Below are 17,331 nucleotides of genomic sequence, written 5' to 3' on the forward strand. Positions count from 1 at the left end.
GCCTTTCTATTGATGATATCCGTGAGGATGCTCTTTATGCCACTTCCAGGCGGAAGCGATAATTTCCTCCAGATCCGCGTGCTCCGGCTTCCAGCCCAGTATATTTTTTGCTCTCTCGCTGGAAGCGATCAGCTTCGCCGGATCACCGGCCCGCCTGAGCACTACCTCCGCTTTGATGGGATGCCCGGTCACTTTTCTGGCTGTATCAATTACCTCCTTCACCGTGAAACCGACTCCGTTGCCCAGATTAAAAATACTGCTTTTCTCTCCCCGCACCAGATATTCCACAGCCAGGATATGCGCCTGGGCCAGATCCGTTACATGGATATAATCGCGGACACAGGTGCCGTCCTTCGTATCGTAGTCGTCCCCATAAATGCTGATCGCTTCCCTCTGTCCATTAGGCACCTGGAGAATTAACGGGATCAGATGGGATTCCGGATTGTGCGCCTCTCCGATGGCTCCGCTTTGATGCGCACCGCAGGCATTAAAGTAGCGAAGGGACACAAAGCGCACTCCATGGGCTACGGAGGTCCAATGGAACATTCTCTCCATGGAGAGCTTTGTTTCACCATAGGCATTGGTGGGCATGGTACGGTCCGTTTCCAGAATCGGAACCCGCTCCGGCTCGCCGTAGGTGGCTGCCGTAGAGGAGAACACAATCTTATCCACCTTGTGGGCCACCATGGATTCTAACAGCACCTTCGTACCGCACAGATTATTGTCATAATATTTCAAAGGATTGGTCATGCTCTCTCCCACCAGGGAATTTGCCGCAAAGTGTATGACCGCATCAATCTTCTCCCGCTCAAACAGACCGTCCACAAAGCTCCGGTCCCGGATGTCTCCCTGGTAGAAGCGGGCCTTGGGGTGCACTGCTTCCAGGTAGCCTGTCTCCAGGTTATCTGCAATTACAACATCCTCTCCCCGGTCAATTAATTCATATGCGGTATGGGAGCCGATATAGCCCGCACCGCCAAGTACTAAAATTGTCATATTAAGCCTCCGTTATAAAATAATCGGGCCGTCGCCAACCTCTACTACATAGAAGGCTGCCGGATAACCGATCTTTTCATTATATTCCTTCCCTACGTTCTGAATGAAAGCCTCCACAGCCTCTTCTTTTACAATGCTGACCGCGCATCCGCCAAAACCCGCGCCTGTCATTCTGGCTCCGATTACCCCATCCTGCTTTAAAGCCGCTTCCACAATGGTATCCAGCTCAACCCCGGTTACCTCATAGTCATACCGGAGAGATTCATGGGAAGCAATCATCAGCTTTCCGAAAAGCCCCAGATCATTCTGCTTTAAGGCTTCCACCGCCTTTATGGTTCTCTGATTCTCATATACGGCATGCTTCGCGCGTTTTCTTTCAACGGGTTTTTGAATCGCTGTCTGATGTTCCTCAAATTGCTCCTCTGTCAGCTCCCCAAGGGAGGCCGCAGGAAGCACCTTTTGCAAATCCCGGAGAGCCGATTCACACTCGCTTCTTCTCTCGTTGTACTTAGAATCTCCCAGTCCTCTCTTTTTATTGGTATTCATGATCACAATCCTGGCATTCCCCAGGGCGAGAGGCGCATATTCAAAGGAGAGATCGGCGGTATCCAGGAAAATGGCATGATCCTTCTTACCCATGGCTACTGCAAACTGATCCATGATGCCGCAATTCACGCCGTTGAAATTATTTTCTGCATACTGGCTGATCAGGGCAATCTCCGTATTGGTGAGCTCTAACCCGAAAAGATTCTTCAGGATAAAGCCGGTCAGCACTTCCAGGGATGCGGAGGAGGATAACCCGGAGGCATTGGGAATGTTTCCGAAATACAGCACATCCATACCGCTGGTGATGGAATAGCCCTTCTTCTCCAACGCCCAGATTACTCCCTTGGGATAATTCGCCCAATTATCCTCTTTCTTAGATTCCAGGCCCTCCAGACAGCTCTCGATCACTCCGAGATGCTCAAAATTCAGAGAGTAGAAACGTAATTTATTGTCATTTCTCTTTCTTGCCACGGCATAGGTCCCTATGGTCAGGGCACAGGGAAACACATGCCCCCCATTATAGTCCGTATGCTCACCGATGAGATTCACTCTGCCGGGAGCAAAGTAGGCCTGGTATTCACCGTCGCTTCCATAGATTTCTTCAAACTTTTGAAGTAACTCTTTTTTCATCTTCCTCTCTCCTTTTCATCTATCTTTTTCTTTCCCGCTCTTAGCTTTCTCCATTTGTTACAGAATATATGTTATACAACATAAATTCTGTTATATATCATACTACGCTTCCTTATCTTTGTAAAGAGCTTTCCTCTTTTTTAAAGATCAGCTTCATTACAATATTCTGGGCATAATCTCCGAAGCCTTCTCCAAAGAGATTCATTCCCCCCTTGTGCTTCGCATCCTCTTTGATGCCGATCCGCAGAGAGATATATTCCTTCTCCCCAAGTCCAAACTCCGACAGGCCCCTGCTCTCAGACTTCACATCATCCAGCAGACAGCCCCCTTCTGTGATGCTCCAGGTCTTAAGCACTCCGTACTGCGTGTTCTTATCGGGCCACCAGCCGGGATTTAGCCTGCCCCGCCTTCCGCCGTAATCGCCGGGACAGCTCCAGGTTCCTGCCTCCAGACCATTGACCCAGAGAGTAATGTCCGAGGGATAGTCCATATTGTATTCGTGATCCTCAGAGCATAATTCCATAGATATCTCAAGCCGTTCCAGCTTCTTACCAGCCATGGCATTGGTGGGAAAACGGTATTCTATATACCCGTGTCCCAGCCAGATCAGCTGCGCCTCTATTCGCTCCGGCAGATAAAAGCATCTGGGATCATCTTCCGCGCCGATGGGCCCCTTGCTGCTGGCAATGCCGCAGGTAGGCTCAATTCGGTAATCCACATAGCTTCCGATGGGCATTTTAATAATCTCTGCATCCTGGTCCAGGTTCCTGGCCGTATTCATCTCCACGTAGATATGGTCCAGCACAATATGGCACAGCTTCATGGAACCGCGGATTCCCGGCTGCAGGGAGGTCTTAATCATTCCCGCCTCCTCCAGCACCTTGACATGGGCTGCCGAAGAGGAGGCCGGAATATTCAGCAGCTCGGCGATTTCATTCACATTCAGATCCTTATGGCGCAGCCACCTTAATATCTCAATCCTGGTCTCCGAGGACAATGCCTTGGATATCGCCGCCAGATGCTCCGTATCGTCTAAATTCATTTTTACTGTCTGTATCATAATGCTCCAATCTATTTCATGGTATGTTCATGAAAATAACAACAGAAATATTGTTATATAACAGAATTTTTATACATCTAATATGATATCAGTTTTTAAATCAATTCACAAGTATTAATTTTTCATTTGGGAGTTGTCATTGATCATCGCTATGAACTGTCCTTGTTGTTACTAATTATCGTTATGAATTATCTCATAAAAAGCGCCATACAAAAAGTCTGCCCGGAGGCAGACTCTATGATTGTCATTGAATATCACTGAATATCAATTGGATTTAAGGATTTATCCCGCTTCGCTGCTAATCCTCCAGTATCTGTATTCCCCGATGCTCCACCGCTGTGGAGAATACGATCTGTGTGCTTGTTTTCCCGAACTTCTGAATCTCTCCTATGAAAACATCCAGGTCCATCGTGCTTTTGAAGCACACCTTAATCATCATGGAAAAGCTGCCTGTAACACAGTTGCATTCCATGACATTGGGGCAGGACTTAATGAAGGGATAGAATTCCGGCTTCTGGGCAGGAGCCACTTCCAGATTAATGAACGCGATAATATGATGCTCCAGCTTCATCCAGTCAATATCCGTATGATAACCCTTGATGATGCCCTGCTTTTCCAGGCGGGCGATTCTGGCCGCCACCGCCGGGGAAGATAAGTCCACCTTCTCTGCCAGCTGTTTCAAAGGCACTCTGGCATTCTTCTGAAGCATGCTTAATAACTGCCTGTCGATCTGATCCATGTATTATCACCCGCCGTTTCCTGTTTATTCTAGTGCCAAACCAGCTTTTCTTAACTTATTTTAACCCCGTGATGACAGAAATGCAAGATTTCAATGCTTAAAACTTTATTTTTTAATCATAGCCTCAAAACCGCTGCTGTACCTTAATGTGCCGTCCTTCATAACCCACAGCGCTTCCGTCCCTTCCATTCCTTCAATCATCTCTAAGCCTTCCTCAAAAGGCGAATTATAAATCGCCTTAGTAAAGGCGTCGGCCAGCCCGGAATCCTCCGTTACAATGGATACTGCGGTAAAATACTCCGACGGCATGAGGGTGGCGGGATCGATGATATGATGATATCTCTTTCCGTCCACGGTATAATATCTCTCATAATCCCCGCTGGATACCAGGGACAGGTTCTCCAGATTCAGAATATGCAGATACTGCTCCCCGCTTTCCTTGTCCGGGTTTTGTATGCCCACACTCCAGGGTTCCGCTCGTCTGCCGCCATCCTTCGTATTATTTTCTTCCCGGATGCCCAGCCCCTTGCTTCCGAAGGCCCGGACATTGCCGCCCACGCTGAGCAGCCCATTGGTATAACCCTTCTGCATGGCTTGCTGCACCACCTGCTCCGTCGCATACCCCTTCGCCACGCCTCCCACATCGAGCCGCATCTCGGAATCCTCCAGATATACCGTGGACTCTCCTTCATCTATGATCATCCTGTCTATATCCGTATGCTGTGCCTTCTCCCGAAGCAGCTCCATGGGCGGCAGCTCGGCATGCTCCGGATCCTCCGTTCCCGCGCTGCGATAATCATGCCACACCTCCAGGACGGCACCCAGGGCTATATTCATCTTACCTCCGGTAAACTCATATGCCTCCTTTGCATACAGGAGCATGTCAAGAATCTTCCGGTCCACCTTCACCGGCCTGATCCCCGCGTTATCGTTAATGGTCTTGATGTTGTTAATTCCCTCATAATCGTTATATTTATCATAAAGCTCATGATATTCCTTCAGGTCATCATAAACAGATTGCGCAAACTCAGAAAATGTCTCTTCCTTCTCGGCATAGCCGATGATCGTCGTTACCGTATCAAATAACTCCAGAAATTGTGCCTGGTACTTTGTCAGCTCTTTCTTCCTGTCACAGGCTGAGATATTCAGAACCATCGCCGCTATTAAAAATATTGCTGCTATTTTACGTTTCAAGGCGCCACCTCACATCAATCTGCCGGTTCCTGTCTCCGGTCCCCGGCATTGCTTCTTTCGCAACAATTCAGGCAGGGGGTGTTCTCTTCCCGTACCCCGTCTGAACTGTTATCTTCTTTTCCCATATTAACCGGAAATGGGCTGTTGTAAACATCCCTGTTCCATGTTTTACAACAGCCCTTAAAATACATTCCCATTAAATCAATTTATTTCGCATTATTATATGCGTTCTCAATGCCTGCCATAAATGCATTGACATGTACTGTTACGGATGCTGCCAGATCCGCGTCAGAAGGCTTGCCTTCGGTTAATGCAATGCCCTTCACCTGATCAACGGTCTTGCCAACGCAGTATGCTGCAAATGCATTCGCCTGCTCATACCACTCCTTGCCGATCTTGGAGGAAGACTTCATGTTATATCCTTCTTTGATCTCCTGCTTTGTCTGGGGAGCCGCCGTCAGATCCGTGGTGATTACACCATCCGCTCCGAAATTCACGTTACCCTGGGAAGCATCAAGAATACAGCTGGTAATCTTGTTGTCTGAACCAAAGGTGGTTGCAGTGTAATAGGAATAAGCCTGTGCCAGACCCTCGCCGTCCGCGCTGGCATCCTTGGAATTTCCAATATCCGTGCTGATGCTGAGACCTAACTTATCGCCTTTTGCCGCACCCAGTTCCTGTGCATTGGCAACAGCCTTTGCAACCGTCGCAATATAATCAGTCACATGCATGGTTACGGAAGCTGCCAGATCTGCATCCGCAGGCTTACCTTCGGTCAAAGCGATCCCCTTAACCTCATCCGCTGTCTTACCGACACAGTATGCAGCGAACGCATTGGCCTGCTCATTCCATTCCTTGCCGATGCCGGAGCCCTTGATCATGCCATATTCCGCACCAAGCTCCTGCTTTGTCTTAAAGGTGGAAGCAACATCGGTCAGAAGCTTTCCTTCCTTTGAAAAGTTTACCTTAGTCTGGACTGCATCAATCTTGCAATCTAAGATCTTTCCGTCCTTACCAACCAACACGGCTACAACAGTAGCATCAATCTGAGCCAAACCATCTTCTTCGCCTGCATTCTTGCTGCTTCCAAGAGCTATGCTTACGGCAAGACCGGTCTTAGCCGCCTCGTCTCCAGCCGGTTTCTTAGCAGCGGTGCCGCATCCTGCCAGCAGGGATATTACCAGTACCAGGCTCAATGAAATTCCTAAAATCTTTTTCATAATTCTTTCCTCCATTATAGTTTCTCTATCAGTAACATCTATATTAACTCCATCTTTGACGGGGTAATATACCATTGGTATCACTATGCCATGAGGGCGCTGATCCATATCAAAACAGTGTTAATTCCCATAATAATGACATAATTATAAATCGAAGTTATAAAAGTAACCGCCTTCTCCTGCCTGCGAAAGAAGGTATTGATATTTTTCTGCACCGGTACGATGGTCGCCAGAGAAAGGAGACAAACCGGGGACAAAACCCCGATAGTGACCATTCCGATTGTGGCAAGATATGTCGCATAGTATAAACCGGCAAAAAGATACAGCGCCTTTCTTCCGATATAATAAGGCAGAGTATGACGCTTTACCGCAATATCCTTCTCCAGATCACATATATTGTTGGCCAGCATAATATTCGCCGTCGTACAAAAAGGCACAACAGAGAATAATAGTAAGGATAAAATCGGCATAACCTGCAATTCCAGGGATATTGTCTTAAAATTAACATTCAGGGTTAAAAAAGTTCCTTCTGCCGTATTAATATAAAAAAGAATAAACGGGATAAGCAAACCATAAAATATTCCCGACATAACCTCCCCTAAAGGCTGCCTGGATATGGGGAGCGGACCGTAGGTATAAAGAACTCCGCATAAAAAACACAGGACGCCCGTCAGCAGTATGACGATATCCGTCAGGTACGCCAGATACAATCCCAGGGCGGCGCTAATTCCAAGCATAGCATATATGAGAAACAGGGCTGTCTTCCGGCCAAATTGCAGCTGCTGGCGATTGCTCCTGGTATCGATGTAATTATTGATGGCCGTCGTTGTCAGGTCAAATAAGAACATTGCCGAAAAGAACAATGCCGTCACCCCCCACCGTACCGGCTGCTTCCAATACGCCAGTAACGCGATGGACATCAGAAAGGCAAAGAGGCTGGTAATCTTGGTCCTTATCTCAACATAGCTCAAAAAACGATTTATCATAACCGGAATGCCTTCTTTACTATCTGTATCAGCCGTTCCCTCTTATGGGGTGTAACTGTAAGCTGCTCTATAACTTTCATGGATTTTTTATAATACCGCTCCGCAATCAGGCGGGTGAACTTAACTCCGCCCGTGCCGGCCACTGCTTCATTGATCTCGGCCCTTGTAATCTTATGATCTCCGGCACGTTCCTTGAAGTCCGACAAACTGGAGAATGCATGAATAAGGGGAAGGGTAATAACCCCCTGTTCATAATCTGACTGCACCGGCTTATTGGCTTCTTCCCTTGTTTCCTCAAAATCATTGCAATCATCCGTAAGCTGAAAGATCATTCCCACATAAAACCCCAACCGGCGGTACCGCTTCGCCTCTTCCTCACTGCATCCGCCAAGCACCGCACCTGCATAAAAGGAAGCCTCGAACATGGCCGCCGTCTTACCGGCAATAATCTTAAGATAACGGTAAACGGATAGGTTAATATTATCATTATTGAGATGCTGGTTCAGCTCTCCCAGACATACCCGGCTGATGTAATCCGGCAATTCCAGCTCCAGATAATCCTTTTTATTCTCAATGGATGCCGCCATCCGCAATGCGGTGCTGAGAAGATAATCCCCGCAGATTACCGCCGTGCGTCTGCCGTATTTCTTCTGCAGGGTGGGTATCCCCCTGCGAAGGTCGGCGTTATCAATAATATCATCATGCACAAGAGTAGCCAGATGCAGCAGCTCAATAGCGGCTGCAATCCGGATGGCATTCCGGTGAAGCATCCCTTCCTCATTCTCCGCACATAGAACGACGGACCGGGCACGGATCAGCTTCCCTTGGGAGGAAGTAAGATGCTTTGTATATTCCCTGATAATAAGCGGTGATTTAGCCAGGGTGTTCTCCACCTCCTGACTCACCAGCTCCAGGGCATCCTCCCAATGGACCATCACAGCAGGCTCTTCCTGTGTAACATAGGAGAGTTTTGTTTCATTAGTCATTATAAATATACCACTTTCTTACGAAGGGCAGTTTCTTCCACAGCTTCTTCAGTCCGGGCATTGCATAATAATCAAAACCTAAGGTTCTGCCGGCTCCAATGAGAACCGCAATTCCGGCAAATACCATCCAGAAGGTTCCTAGATACAGACCTGTGGTACATACAAACATGAACTGCAGAACCAGGGAAACAGCTGCTGCCGGAGCAGTGAGCAGGCCGCCCATCAAGGCTAACCCAATTAAGATTTCCGCTGCCACGATAAAGATCTGCATAAACATCTGCACGCCATCGTAGGGTAAAATCAGTTTCTCTACAAATAAGTTCATCAACGGTATATCCAGCTTAAAGGCATAATCACTGATGGATGCATGGACCAGCTCCTTGCCGCTGATAAAGATCACCTTGAACAATCCAAGGAAATTAAAGTTAATCAACACCTGCCCAACCTGTGCGGCTGCTCCCGCCGCACCTTCTGCTGCGCCTGTTGCTCCGGAAACCGCATCGGCAGCACCGGTTGCACTGGAGGCAGCATCTGCTGCCAAAGCAATTACATGATTGGCCTTAGCTGCAACCAGCTGTACTACCTGAACGGCCTTATCCGCCGCTGCGGAGGTTGCGGAAGAAGTTGCATCCGCGCCTCCTGCCTGGGGATTCAGTATGCTTTCATACCAGGCATTGGCTCCGCCAAAGAATCCGTTCAGCTTCGGACCGGTAAACCAGCCCTCCACAATTTTCTTAATCCCTTCAAACACCCATACGGCTCCCAGCCAGACCCGGAGGGGAACTAACAGGAAGCTGGGAGTCCGGTTAGAGAAATGCCCTCCCACAAAGCTTCGACGGTTGCGTATCGTAAAGATTTCCATCTTCAGATAGTGGAATACCTTATTCCAGCCAAGTACCTGAATAAAATAAATAATATTAATAAAATGCTTTGCAAACATTGCCAGGAAGGAAGGCATACTGAAGAAATGTCCCGGAAGACCCACATGGCATACAGCATAGCGTCCGCCGATGCTGACCATAACTCCGTGGAACTTCGGCTTATACTCCTCCATGGTTCCCTCGCCCTTGACTTCCACCGCTATATTATGGGCTGCGGTATGGGAGCTCTGCTCACAGTTCTCAACCATCTGGGGAACCGGATTGCTCTCTCCCTCTGCCACATAACACATATTGTCGCCGATGACATAGACATCTTTATTCTTTGTGGAACGAAGGTATGCATCTACCTGCACGCGGCCGCCCCTTGTTATCTCCAGGCTGTCCGCCGCCTGCTGGACCAGATCCGTGCTCTGGATTCCGGCGGCCCAGATGATGGTTCCTGCTTTATAATGATTTACCTTGTCACCCTGCTTCAGCTCAATAAAATCCTTGCCAATATTGGATACGAAAGCACTCATGATCATCTGGACACCCATTTTGTTCAGGCGTCTGGCAACCTTGGCGGAAAGCTTCTCCGGCAGCGTAGGAATCGGCCTGCTAAGGCCATCCACATTCACCAGGGTTACTTCCCGGCGGTCAACATCAAATTTTTCACACAAAAAAGGAACATATTCCGCCAGCTCACCCACCATCTCAACACCGGTAAAGCCCGCACCTACCACATAAAAGGTTAACAGTCTCTTTCTTTCCTCCGGATTGGCCTCACAGGCGGCTGCACGGAAGGTATTGTGTATATGGTCCCTCAGCACAACGGCATCCTCATAGGACCACAATTTAAAGGTATGTTCGTCTGCACCGGAAACCCCATAGAATGCAGGCTTGGAACCGGATGCGATTACCAGATAATCATAAGGGTAGTTCTCATTCTGACCGGCTACGACTTTTTTCTCAAAGTCAACCGTGGTGACCGTATCCATTTTCACATTAACACGGCGGCCTGCAAATACCTTCCTGAGGCTGATTTTGATGCTCTCCTCGTCCACACGGTTTGCTGCAACCTCATGAAGCTCAGTAAGCATGGTGTGAAATGGATTCTTGTCAATAATGGTGATGCTGACATCCTCCCGTTTTTTAAATTTCTTAGCTAATTTTTTTGCTGTCAGAATACCGGCGTATCCGGCACCGACAATCACTATTCTCTTTTCCATGTCTTCTCCTTACTGTTTTCAGGCCATTTTAGCGGACACTCAGACATTTTGTTAAGTTTCTAACAATATTGTGCCCAAGGTTTAAGTAACCTGGTTTCCCAGGTTACCTTTGCTCTTCAATGGCGACCAGCAGTTACCTGCTTGCCGTCTTTTTTGATAGTATACCACGGAATTATTTTTTTGAAAACTATTTTTTATAAAAATAGTTAAAATGGCTACTCTTTTCCTCTTACCCCTCTCTTATATTGTGCATATCATATAAATCAGGTAGGAATTCAAGGATTGTTAACTTCTTGTCATACTTTTCTCCTGCAGAATCTCCCTTAAATATCTTCCGGTATAAGACTGCTCTACCCTGGCCACCTGCTCCGGTGTTCCTTCCGCAACAATATAGCCTCCCTTATTGCCCCCCTCCGGTCCAAGGTCAATAATATAGTCCGCCGATTTGATCACATCCAGATGATGCTCGATTACAATCACAGAATGCCCTTGTTCCACCAGTTTGTTCAAACATTCCAGAAGCTTTGCGATATCGGAAAGATGAAGTCCCGTCGTCGGTTCATCCAGAATATACAGGTTATGGGCTCCCTTCTTGATCTTGGCCAGCTCATAGGCCAGCTTTACTCTTTGGGCCTCTCCCCCCGACAGAGTGGTGGAGCTTTGTCCGAGGCAGAGATAGCCAAGCCCCAGCTCATTCATGATTCCCAGCTTATGCTTCAGATAATGGTTCTCCCGAAAGAAATCAAGAGCCTCCTCCACGGTCATTTCCAATACCTCCGCAATGCTCTTTCCCCGGTACTTGATCTCCAGCCCTTCCTCACTGTAGCGCATTCCCTTGCACATGGGGCAGATGGTTTCAATATCCGCCATGAATTGAAGATTGGTTACAATAATTCCATCCCCGGCACAATGCTCGCACCGGGTGCCGTTGGCATGGGTCAGACTGAAGTCCAAAGCGGTATAGCCCCGCTCCAATGCCTCCGGCAAAGCGGCATAGAGGTCCCGGATCCGGTCAAAGATACCGATATAGGTGGCGGGATTGGATTTGCTGTTCCTTCCGATGGGGGTCTGGTCAATGCTGATCACATTATTGATCTGCTCCGAGCCGAAGAGAAAATCATGCTCTCCGGGAACAATCCGCGCGCAGGTCTTATCAATCCTCAGCTGTTTATACAGGATTTCATTGATCAGGGAGCTTTTGCCGGAGCCGGACACGCCTGTCACGCACAGGAAGACACCAAGGGGGATATCCAAATCCACGTTTTTCAGATTATTCTCCCTGGCTCCCTGGACGGAGAGAAAATTATCCCCCAGATTCCGCCTCTTCTCAGGCACCGGAATCTCCAGAGTCCCGGACAGATATTTCCCGGTAAGAGAAGCCTCCTCACGTATAATATCCTCCAGACCTCCGCTTGCCACGATTGCCCCGCCGTGTATCCCCGGTCCGGGACCCACCTCAATAATATGATCCGCATTCTTTATGGTCTCCATATCATGTTCCACCACAATTACAGTATTGCCAATATCTCGAAGCTTCTTCATCGTATCGATTACACGGTCCGAATCCCTGGGATGGAGTCCGATGCTGGGCTCGTCCATCACATACAGCATTCCCATGAGCTCACTGCTGATCTGGGTTGACATTTTAATACGCTGCATCTCGCCCCCGGAGATGCTGTCGCTCCTCCGGCTGAGACTGATGTAGTGGAGTCCGATATCAATCAGCAGCCGCAGTCTTGCAGAAATCTCATAGATGATGGAATTAGCCACATCCCGGATCTCCTCCTTAAAGCACAGCCCCTCCAGAAACTCCAGGAGCTGAGGCAGCTGCATCCTGCAAAGCTCATCAATATTCCTGCCACCCAGAGTAACCTGGAGCCTCTGCTTCTTCAACCTGGCACCGCCGCATTCCGGACAGGTCTTCTCTATCATGCATTCTTTTATAAAGCTGGGCTCAAAGGCTTCCGTGGTGGAGGTTCTCCTGATGTACTGCCGGTACCAGTGCTCCATCTCATGCACATAGCCCCAGAAGGGAACCTCCCTTCCCACCATCCAATTGCGCTTGGTGGAGCTGGGAGGCTGCTGCATCTTCACCGGCTCCCCCTTCGTTCCATAGAAAAGAAGCTCATGGATTTCCTTGGGCAGATCCCGGAAGGGCGTGTCCAGGCTGAACCCATACTGCTGGGACAGGCTGTACAGCATAACCGTCCGGTAGCTGTCCTTCCCGTTGGCATTATAGACCGAATTCTTCAAGGCTCCCTTATTCAGGCTCTTCTCCGGCGCCACAATCAGGAAGCGGGTCTCCACCACATAGGACATTCCTACTCCCAGGCAGGTGTGACAGGCGCTGGAGGCAGTATTGAAGGAGAAATGAAAGGGCTGCATGTCACAGAGGAACATATGATGGTCCGGACAGGCATAGCCTTCATAAAAGGAGGGCTTCACTTCGCCCAGAACCTCCGCCTTGATCATAATATCCTCATCCAGTGCCAGCATTGCCGCCTCAATGGACTTCGTAATCTGAATGTAGGCATCCTTCTTTATTGTAAAACGGTCAATAACCAATTCAATGCGGTAATCCTTCGTTTCCTCCAGCTCCCGCTTCTCAGCCAGGGAAAAGGGTTCTCCATCCACCAGCAGCTTTTTATACCCCTTCTCCCTGAGGGTCTGGAAGGTAAAATTATAATCCTCTCCAAAGATCTTATACACCGGTGCCCGAAGCTCTATCACCGATCCCTCCGGGAGGGTGGAGATGTGCTCCGCGATCTGGGCAGCGGTTAACTGCTCCAGCGGATGGCCGCACTCCGGGCAGCAGCCCACTCCCGCGCTGGAATATAACAATCTCAGATAATCATTAATATCCGTTACTGTTCCGACGGTGGAACGCGGATTGTTATTCCCCTTCTTCTGTTCAATGGCAATGACCGGAGACAGCCCCCGGATATAATCCACCTTTGCCTTTTTCAGCTGGCTGATCCTGCTCTTGGCAAAATTGGTGATGGAGTCCAGGAACCTCCTCTGACCTTCTCCGTAAATAACATCAAAGGCGAGGGAGGATTTTCCCGATCCGGATACTCCGGTAATCACCGTTAATTTATCTCTGGGTATTTCCAGCGATACATTCTTCAGATTGTTCTGTTTTGCTCCCGATATTTCAATGGTGGTACGAACTGACATATGCTTCCTCCTGCTTCTCATACTTTATCTATAATGTATCCATTTCCCGGCAACAGCTCCATTGCCGGGAAAACATCCATATTCACCGCATTTCTGCTGTTAGCCTGTGCTGTATAAAGCCTGTTCAGGATAATCACCAACGGTACGGACTGTTCTGCAATTGCCCCGCCGGAATATACTGGTACGCAATCTCCTCCACTGACCTCTTGCTCTTGGGCGTAATCCGAATCGTCTGGGACACCTTGGCGATGACCCCCTGCTCTGCCAGATAGTCAAAGATCCCTATGATAAAATGACCCTCCGACTGAAAGTATTTTGTAATCATGGTAAGGGTCTTCATTTCCTGGTCAGACATGTACTCAATCACCGGTTTTTGAATGATATCCAGATGCTGTGCCAGATAATCCTCCAGCCTGCGGATCGCCTCTTCTATCTTCTCCTCACTGTAATGATGGGACATGGCATCCTGATAATAGGGACGGATCATCTCCGGATTCAGAGTATATGCCTTCAGAATGGCTTCCCTGGAGGGCGATTCTCCATCCAGGCAGACCTCGATCCGCGCGACTGTCTCTGCCGCTTTCAGAAGATAGTACTGTGCATACAGGGGATCCCTCTTGACCGTCAGCCATTTACGGCATTTATCACAGAGGTGCACCAGCTCGCAGGCCATAATAAATACCGAATGTGCCTGATCATCACTTCCCATGACCTTGAATTCTTCAAAAGTCTCCATCAGACTTTCATCCGTGCAATAGAGTATCCTCCCCCTGGACAAATAAGAATGGCCAAAGGACCCTCCCTTGATACCGTCCAGAAACCTTTTAAAGCCGCTGCGCATGGTCAGCTGTACATTGATTGTGATATCATCCTCCACGATACAGTAAGAATTATTCTTCAATACCTGATCCCGCACCACCATGGTCATATCCACATCGCTTCTCTCCCATACCTGGTCATAAGCAAGACTTCCGCTGACGATCACGGCAATGACATTGGGATCATCCTTCACCTTGCTGATAAAGCTCTCCACGGCATCCAGGTACCGCTGCCGGACGTCCTCTTCCTTCTCTCGTTCCATGAATTTACCTCCTGCTATAGTATTTTACGGTTATAATGTCTGTCGACAATTATAACCTCCCTCTGTAAAAAATGGGGACAAAAATTGCTGTACCAAGGGTAAAAACAGGACAGAAATTGCTAATCTGATATTTCTCCCCCAAACTGTTGTTCATTAAAAATACTCATGCTATAATGGAGCAATCATCAACAAAGCAGCACAAAAAAATGCCCCGTAAGGGCAGTGACGGATGGTCTCAATATGGATAATTATCTTTTGGAGATTATTAAGAACACAACAGAATTTATCGAAGACAATATTTTAGAGCCGATTAATCTGGACGTCATATCCGAAAATGTGAATATTTCCAAATTCCATCTGCTTCGCATCTGGAAAGGAGCTACCGCCACCGGACTGATGGAGTATGTGAGACTGCGCCGTATCGCCCTGTCCCTGGGGGATCTGCTGAATGAACGCTGCAGCATTGATTTCATCGCCTCCAAATATTCCTTCGGAAGTGAGCGCGCCTATAACCGGGTCTTCAAGGAGGCTTATCATACCACTCCCGCCAAATGGCGCCGCAAGCCGGTGTCCGTAAAGATTCTGGATCGCTTCAACGCCGATTTCATGGACTGTGCCGGAGAGGGCCTGATCTTCTTCCGCTCCATCACCGTACGCCCCGCCTTTACGGTTGCCGGGCTGGAATACCTGGTGGGAATTGAGGAAAATCTGCAGACACAGATCTCCAATCACTACGGCAACGACTTCTTCTATAACCACCGGCACCGGGTCATGAATCCCACGGAGAAGGATGCCTATATCGGGCTCACCCTGCATTCCGGCTGTAATGCAGGCTATACCCGTTATCTTCCGTCCATCGAGGTCAATGACAGCAGCATTATCCCTCCCGATATGACGGTAAAGCATATCAAAGCCCACAAATACGGTGTCTTCACCTACATGGGGCCCCACCGGCCCGAAGAGATTTCCTCCAAGACCTTAAAATCCATCTGGCAATACGTCAACGAGGTGTGGATGCCCACGGTGGAGTTTCATCTGGAGGAAGACTTTCACTTTGAATATATTCCATATTCCCGATGCAACAAGCAATATTGCGAGTGCGAGCTCTATTATCCCATCTCTGTCTTGCAGGCCCCAGGCAAACACTAGCTATGCTGACTGCCGGCAGCGCCGGTAATATCGTGAATGGCAATCCTGTGGATGGCAAAATAATCAGCGATACACACTATCCCCGGAACTTCATTTCTGCCACCTTTGCAGTAATCTTCTGTTTTCGGAAGCCTTCATTCACGCCCTCCGTAATCTCCTCCCGGTAGATGGAAAGAATTCGAACCAGAAGGAGGTCCTTTTCTTCCTGGGAAAGAGAATCAAATGCCGCGGCCATTCTGCCTGCCACCCCATCCACTGCCAGGAACAGCATAGCCAGCTCCCCGGATTTATCCGGCTTCTGTGCCATGCCCTCCAGAAATCTGCGTATCAGATGCTCCAGCACCAGCCCATAGTTAATCTCCCCCATGACCAGCTCCAGCCGGATGACATCATACATATTTTCCTCCGTATTCAATGCCCTCATGGTCTCTATGTGCATTCCCGGCATCTCCCTCGCCAAGGCATGGGTCATTCCTTCCCGCAGACGGTCCAGGTTCCGCACGATCAGATGATATGCCGCCATATCCTTCGTCTGCTTCGGAAACAGACCCAGCATTCCCTTAGCCAGGGGGCTGGTCTCCCCGTCCTTCACCAGCAGCCTTCCCGCCAGCTTCATTGCAATATTGTCGCTATCCGATGCTCTCTCAAGGGCATCCGGAATAAACCGCTCCGCAATCTGTTCATAATCCACATCTGTCAGCTTGATCCTAACCTTAATCATAAACCCACCCTCCGGCTCCTTCCCAGCCGCTCCTTCTCAGCAGTTGCTTCTCAGTGATGATTTCCCGTAAGATAGCACCACTGTGCTATTTCGGCTATCAGCTCCAGCGGCAGCGGCTTGCTGTAAGGAAACTGTATCGCGCCCTTGCTTGTCTTGTATTCTGTAAGCCTGTCCCGAAAATGCTCCACGCCCTTATCTCCCGGATACAACCCAAGATGCTTTTTAAATGCCGCAAAATGAATGATATTCTGTTTCTGCCAGTAGGTCGGCATCCTCCATGAGATACGCTCCTGGGCCGAGGGCAGAGCACCCCGCAGTGTATCCCGAACTTGGTTCAAAAACGGCCTGACCTCCTCCGGTTGTCCGGCAATATAGGTATCAATGGTCTCCGGCACCGCACTGCAAAAATGATTCTGGTTGGTACTTTTAAATTCCCGTCCGCATTCAGGACATTGCCACATAATACATTCTCCTCTCTATCATCTATCATTTCCCTCACGCGAATACGTTTCCATAAAAACCTTCGCATGAATTCTTTCTCCTCTAATAATATATTTTCCATGAAAAAGCGCCTCTTTATACTAATGCGGTGAATCTGAGTGTATCGCTATCCATCTGGGCGCAGACCGGGCTTCCCGTGATTGCCTGCACTTGGCAATCATGGGATGTTAAAGGCAAGCCCAGATGGATAGCGATACACTCAGATTCATCTCACAGCCTACCCTCGCCTGTCTAAGCTCAAATCATATTACAGGAA

Annotated in this window: 14 protein-coding genes; 1 reads left to right on the forward strand and 13 read right to left on the reverse strand. The window is 48.7% G+C overall.

Annotation, left to right across the window (positions count from 1 at the left end; translation table 11 throughout):
* Window positions 1-6: 6 nt before the first annotated feature.
* From galE to HNQ56_RS20780, 11 genes are all read right to left on the reverse strand, one after another.
* Entirely contained in the window at window positions 7-996 is a 990-nt protein-coding gene (galE, locus tag HNQ56_RS20730; RefSeq protein WP_429150067.1) for a UDP-glucose 4-epimerase GalE, read from the reverse strand.
* A gap of 12 nt (window positions 997-1,008) precedes the next feature.
* Window positions 1,009-2,172 (reverse strand): galactokinase, encoded by a 1,164-nt coding sequence (locus HNQ56_RS20735; protein WP_429150069.1) that lies wholly within the window; start codon window positions 2,170-2,172, stop codon window positions 1,009-1,011.
* Between the two features lie 112 nt (window positions 2,173-2,284).
* A complete protein-coding gene (locus tag HNQ56_RS20740) occupies window positions 2,285-3,214 on the reverse strand; it encodes an ArsR/SmtB family transcription factor (RefSeq protein ID WP_429150071.1) in 930 nt (309 codons plus the stop codon).
* Between the two features lie 316 nt (window positions 3,215-3,530).
* Window positions 3,531-3,971, reverse strand: coding sequence for an Lrp/AsnC family transcriptional regulator (locus HNQ56_RS20745; RefSeq protein ID WP_429150073.1), 441 nt, complete (start codon window positions 3,969-3,971; stop codon window positions 3,531-3,533).
* Between the two features lie 105 nt (window positions 3,972-4,076).
* Entirely contained in the window at window positions 4,077-5,165 is a 1,089-nt protein-coding gene (locus HNQ56_RS20750) for an FAD:protein FMN transferase (protein ID WP_429150075.1), read from the reverse strand.
* A gap of 206 nt (window positions 5,166-5,371) precedes the next feature.
* Window positions 5,372-6,385, reverse strand: a complete 1,014-nt coding sequence (locus HNQ56_RS20755) for a hypothetical protein (protein ID WP_429150077.1) — start codon at window positions 6,383-6,385, stop codon at window positions 5,372-5,374.
* 83 nt (window positions 6,386-6,468) lie between these two features.
* The gene (locus HNQ56_RS20760; protein ID WP_429150079.1) at window positions 6,469-7,371 is read right to left on the reverse strand and encodes a UbiA family prenyltransferase; all 903 of its coding nucleotides are present in this window, start codon (window positions 7,369-7,371) and stop codon (window positions 6,469-6,471) included.
* The gene (locus HNQ56_RS20765) at window positions 7,368-8,357 is read right to left on the reverse strand and encodes a polyprenyl synthetase family protein (RefSeq protein WP_429150081.1); all 990 of its coding nucleotides are present in this window, start codon (window positions 8,355-8,357) and stop codon (window positions 7,368-7,370) included. Before HNQ56_RS20765 ends, HNQ56_RS20760 begins: the two co-directional genes overlap by 4 nt.
* The gene (locus tag HNQ56_RS20770; protein ID WP_429150083.1) at window positions 8,350-10,446 is read right to left on the reverse strand and encodes an NAD(P)/FAD-dependent oxidoreductase; all 2,097 of its coding nucleotides are present in this window, start codon (window positions 10,444-10,446) and stop codon (window positions 8,350-8,352) included. Before HNQ56_RS20770 ends, HNQ56_RS20765 begins: the two co-directional genes overlap by 8 nt.
* Before the next feature lie 285 nt (window positions 10,447-10,731).
* Complete coding sequence (gene uvrA, locus HNQ56_RS20775) at window positions 10,732-13,623, reverse strand: excinuclease ABC subunit UvrA (protein WP_429150085.1); 2,892 nt, start codon at window positions 13,621-13,623, stop codon at window positions 10,732-10,734.
* Between the two features lie 133 nt (window positions 13,624-13,756).
* Window positions 13,757-14,704: a hypothetical protein gene (locus HNQ56_RS20780; protein WP_429150086.1), complete on the reverse strand. Its 948-nt coding sequence runs from the start codon at window positions 14,702-14,704 to the stop codon at window positions 13,757-13,759.
* Between the two features lie 240 nt (window positions 14,705-14,944).
* Between HNQ56_RS20780 and HNQ56_RS20785 the strand changes: the two genes are divergently transcribed.
* Window positions 14,945-15,853: an effector binding domain-containing protein gene (locus HNQ56_RS20785; RefSeq protein WP_429150087.1), complete on the forward strand. Its 909-nt coding sequence runs from the start codon at window positions 14,945-14,947 to the stop codon at window positions 15,851-15,853.
* A 76-nt stretch (window positions 15,854-15,929) separates the two neighbouring features.
* Here the strand turns inward: HNQ56_RS20785 and HNQ56_RS20790 are convergent, their stop codons facing one another.
* On the reverse strand, window positions 15,930-16,574 hold the full coding sequence (locus tag HNQ56_RS20790; protein WP_429150089.1) for a hypothetical protein: 645 nt from the start codon (window positions 16,572-16,574) through the stop codon (window positions 15,930-15,932).
* A 50-nt stretch (window positions 16,575-16,624) separates the two neighbouring features.
* Window positions 16,625-17,035 (reverse strand): iron chaperone, encoded by a 411-nt coding sequence (locus tag HNQ56_RS20795; protein ID WP_429150091.1) that lies wholly within the window; start codon window positions 17,033-17,035, stop codon window positions 16,625-16,627.
* Window positions 17,036-17,331: the final 296 nt, after the last annotated feature.

It is taken from the genome of Anaerotaenia torta, from assembly GCF_050433395.1.
GTDB lineage: Bacteria > Bacillota > Clostridia > Lachnospirales > Lachnospiraceae > Mobilitalea > Mobilitalea torta.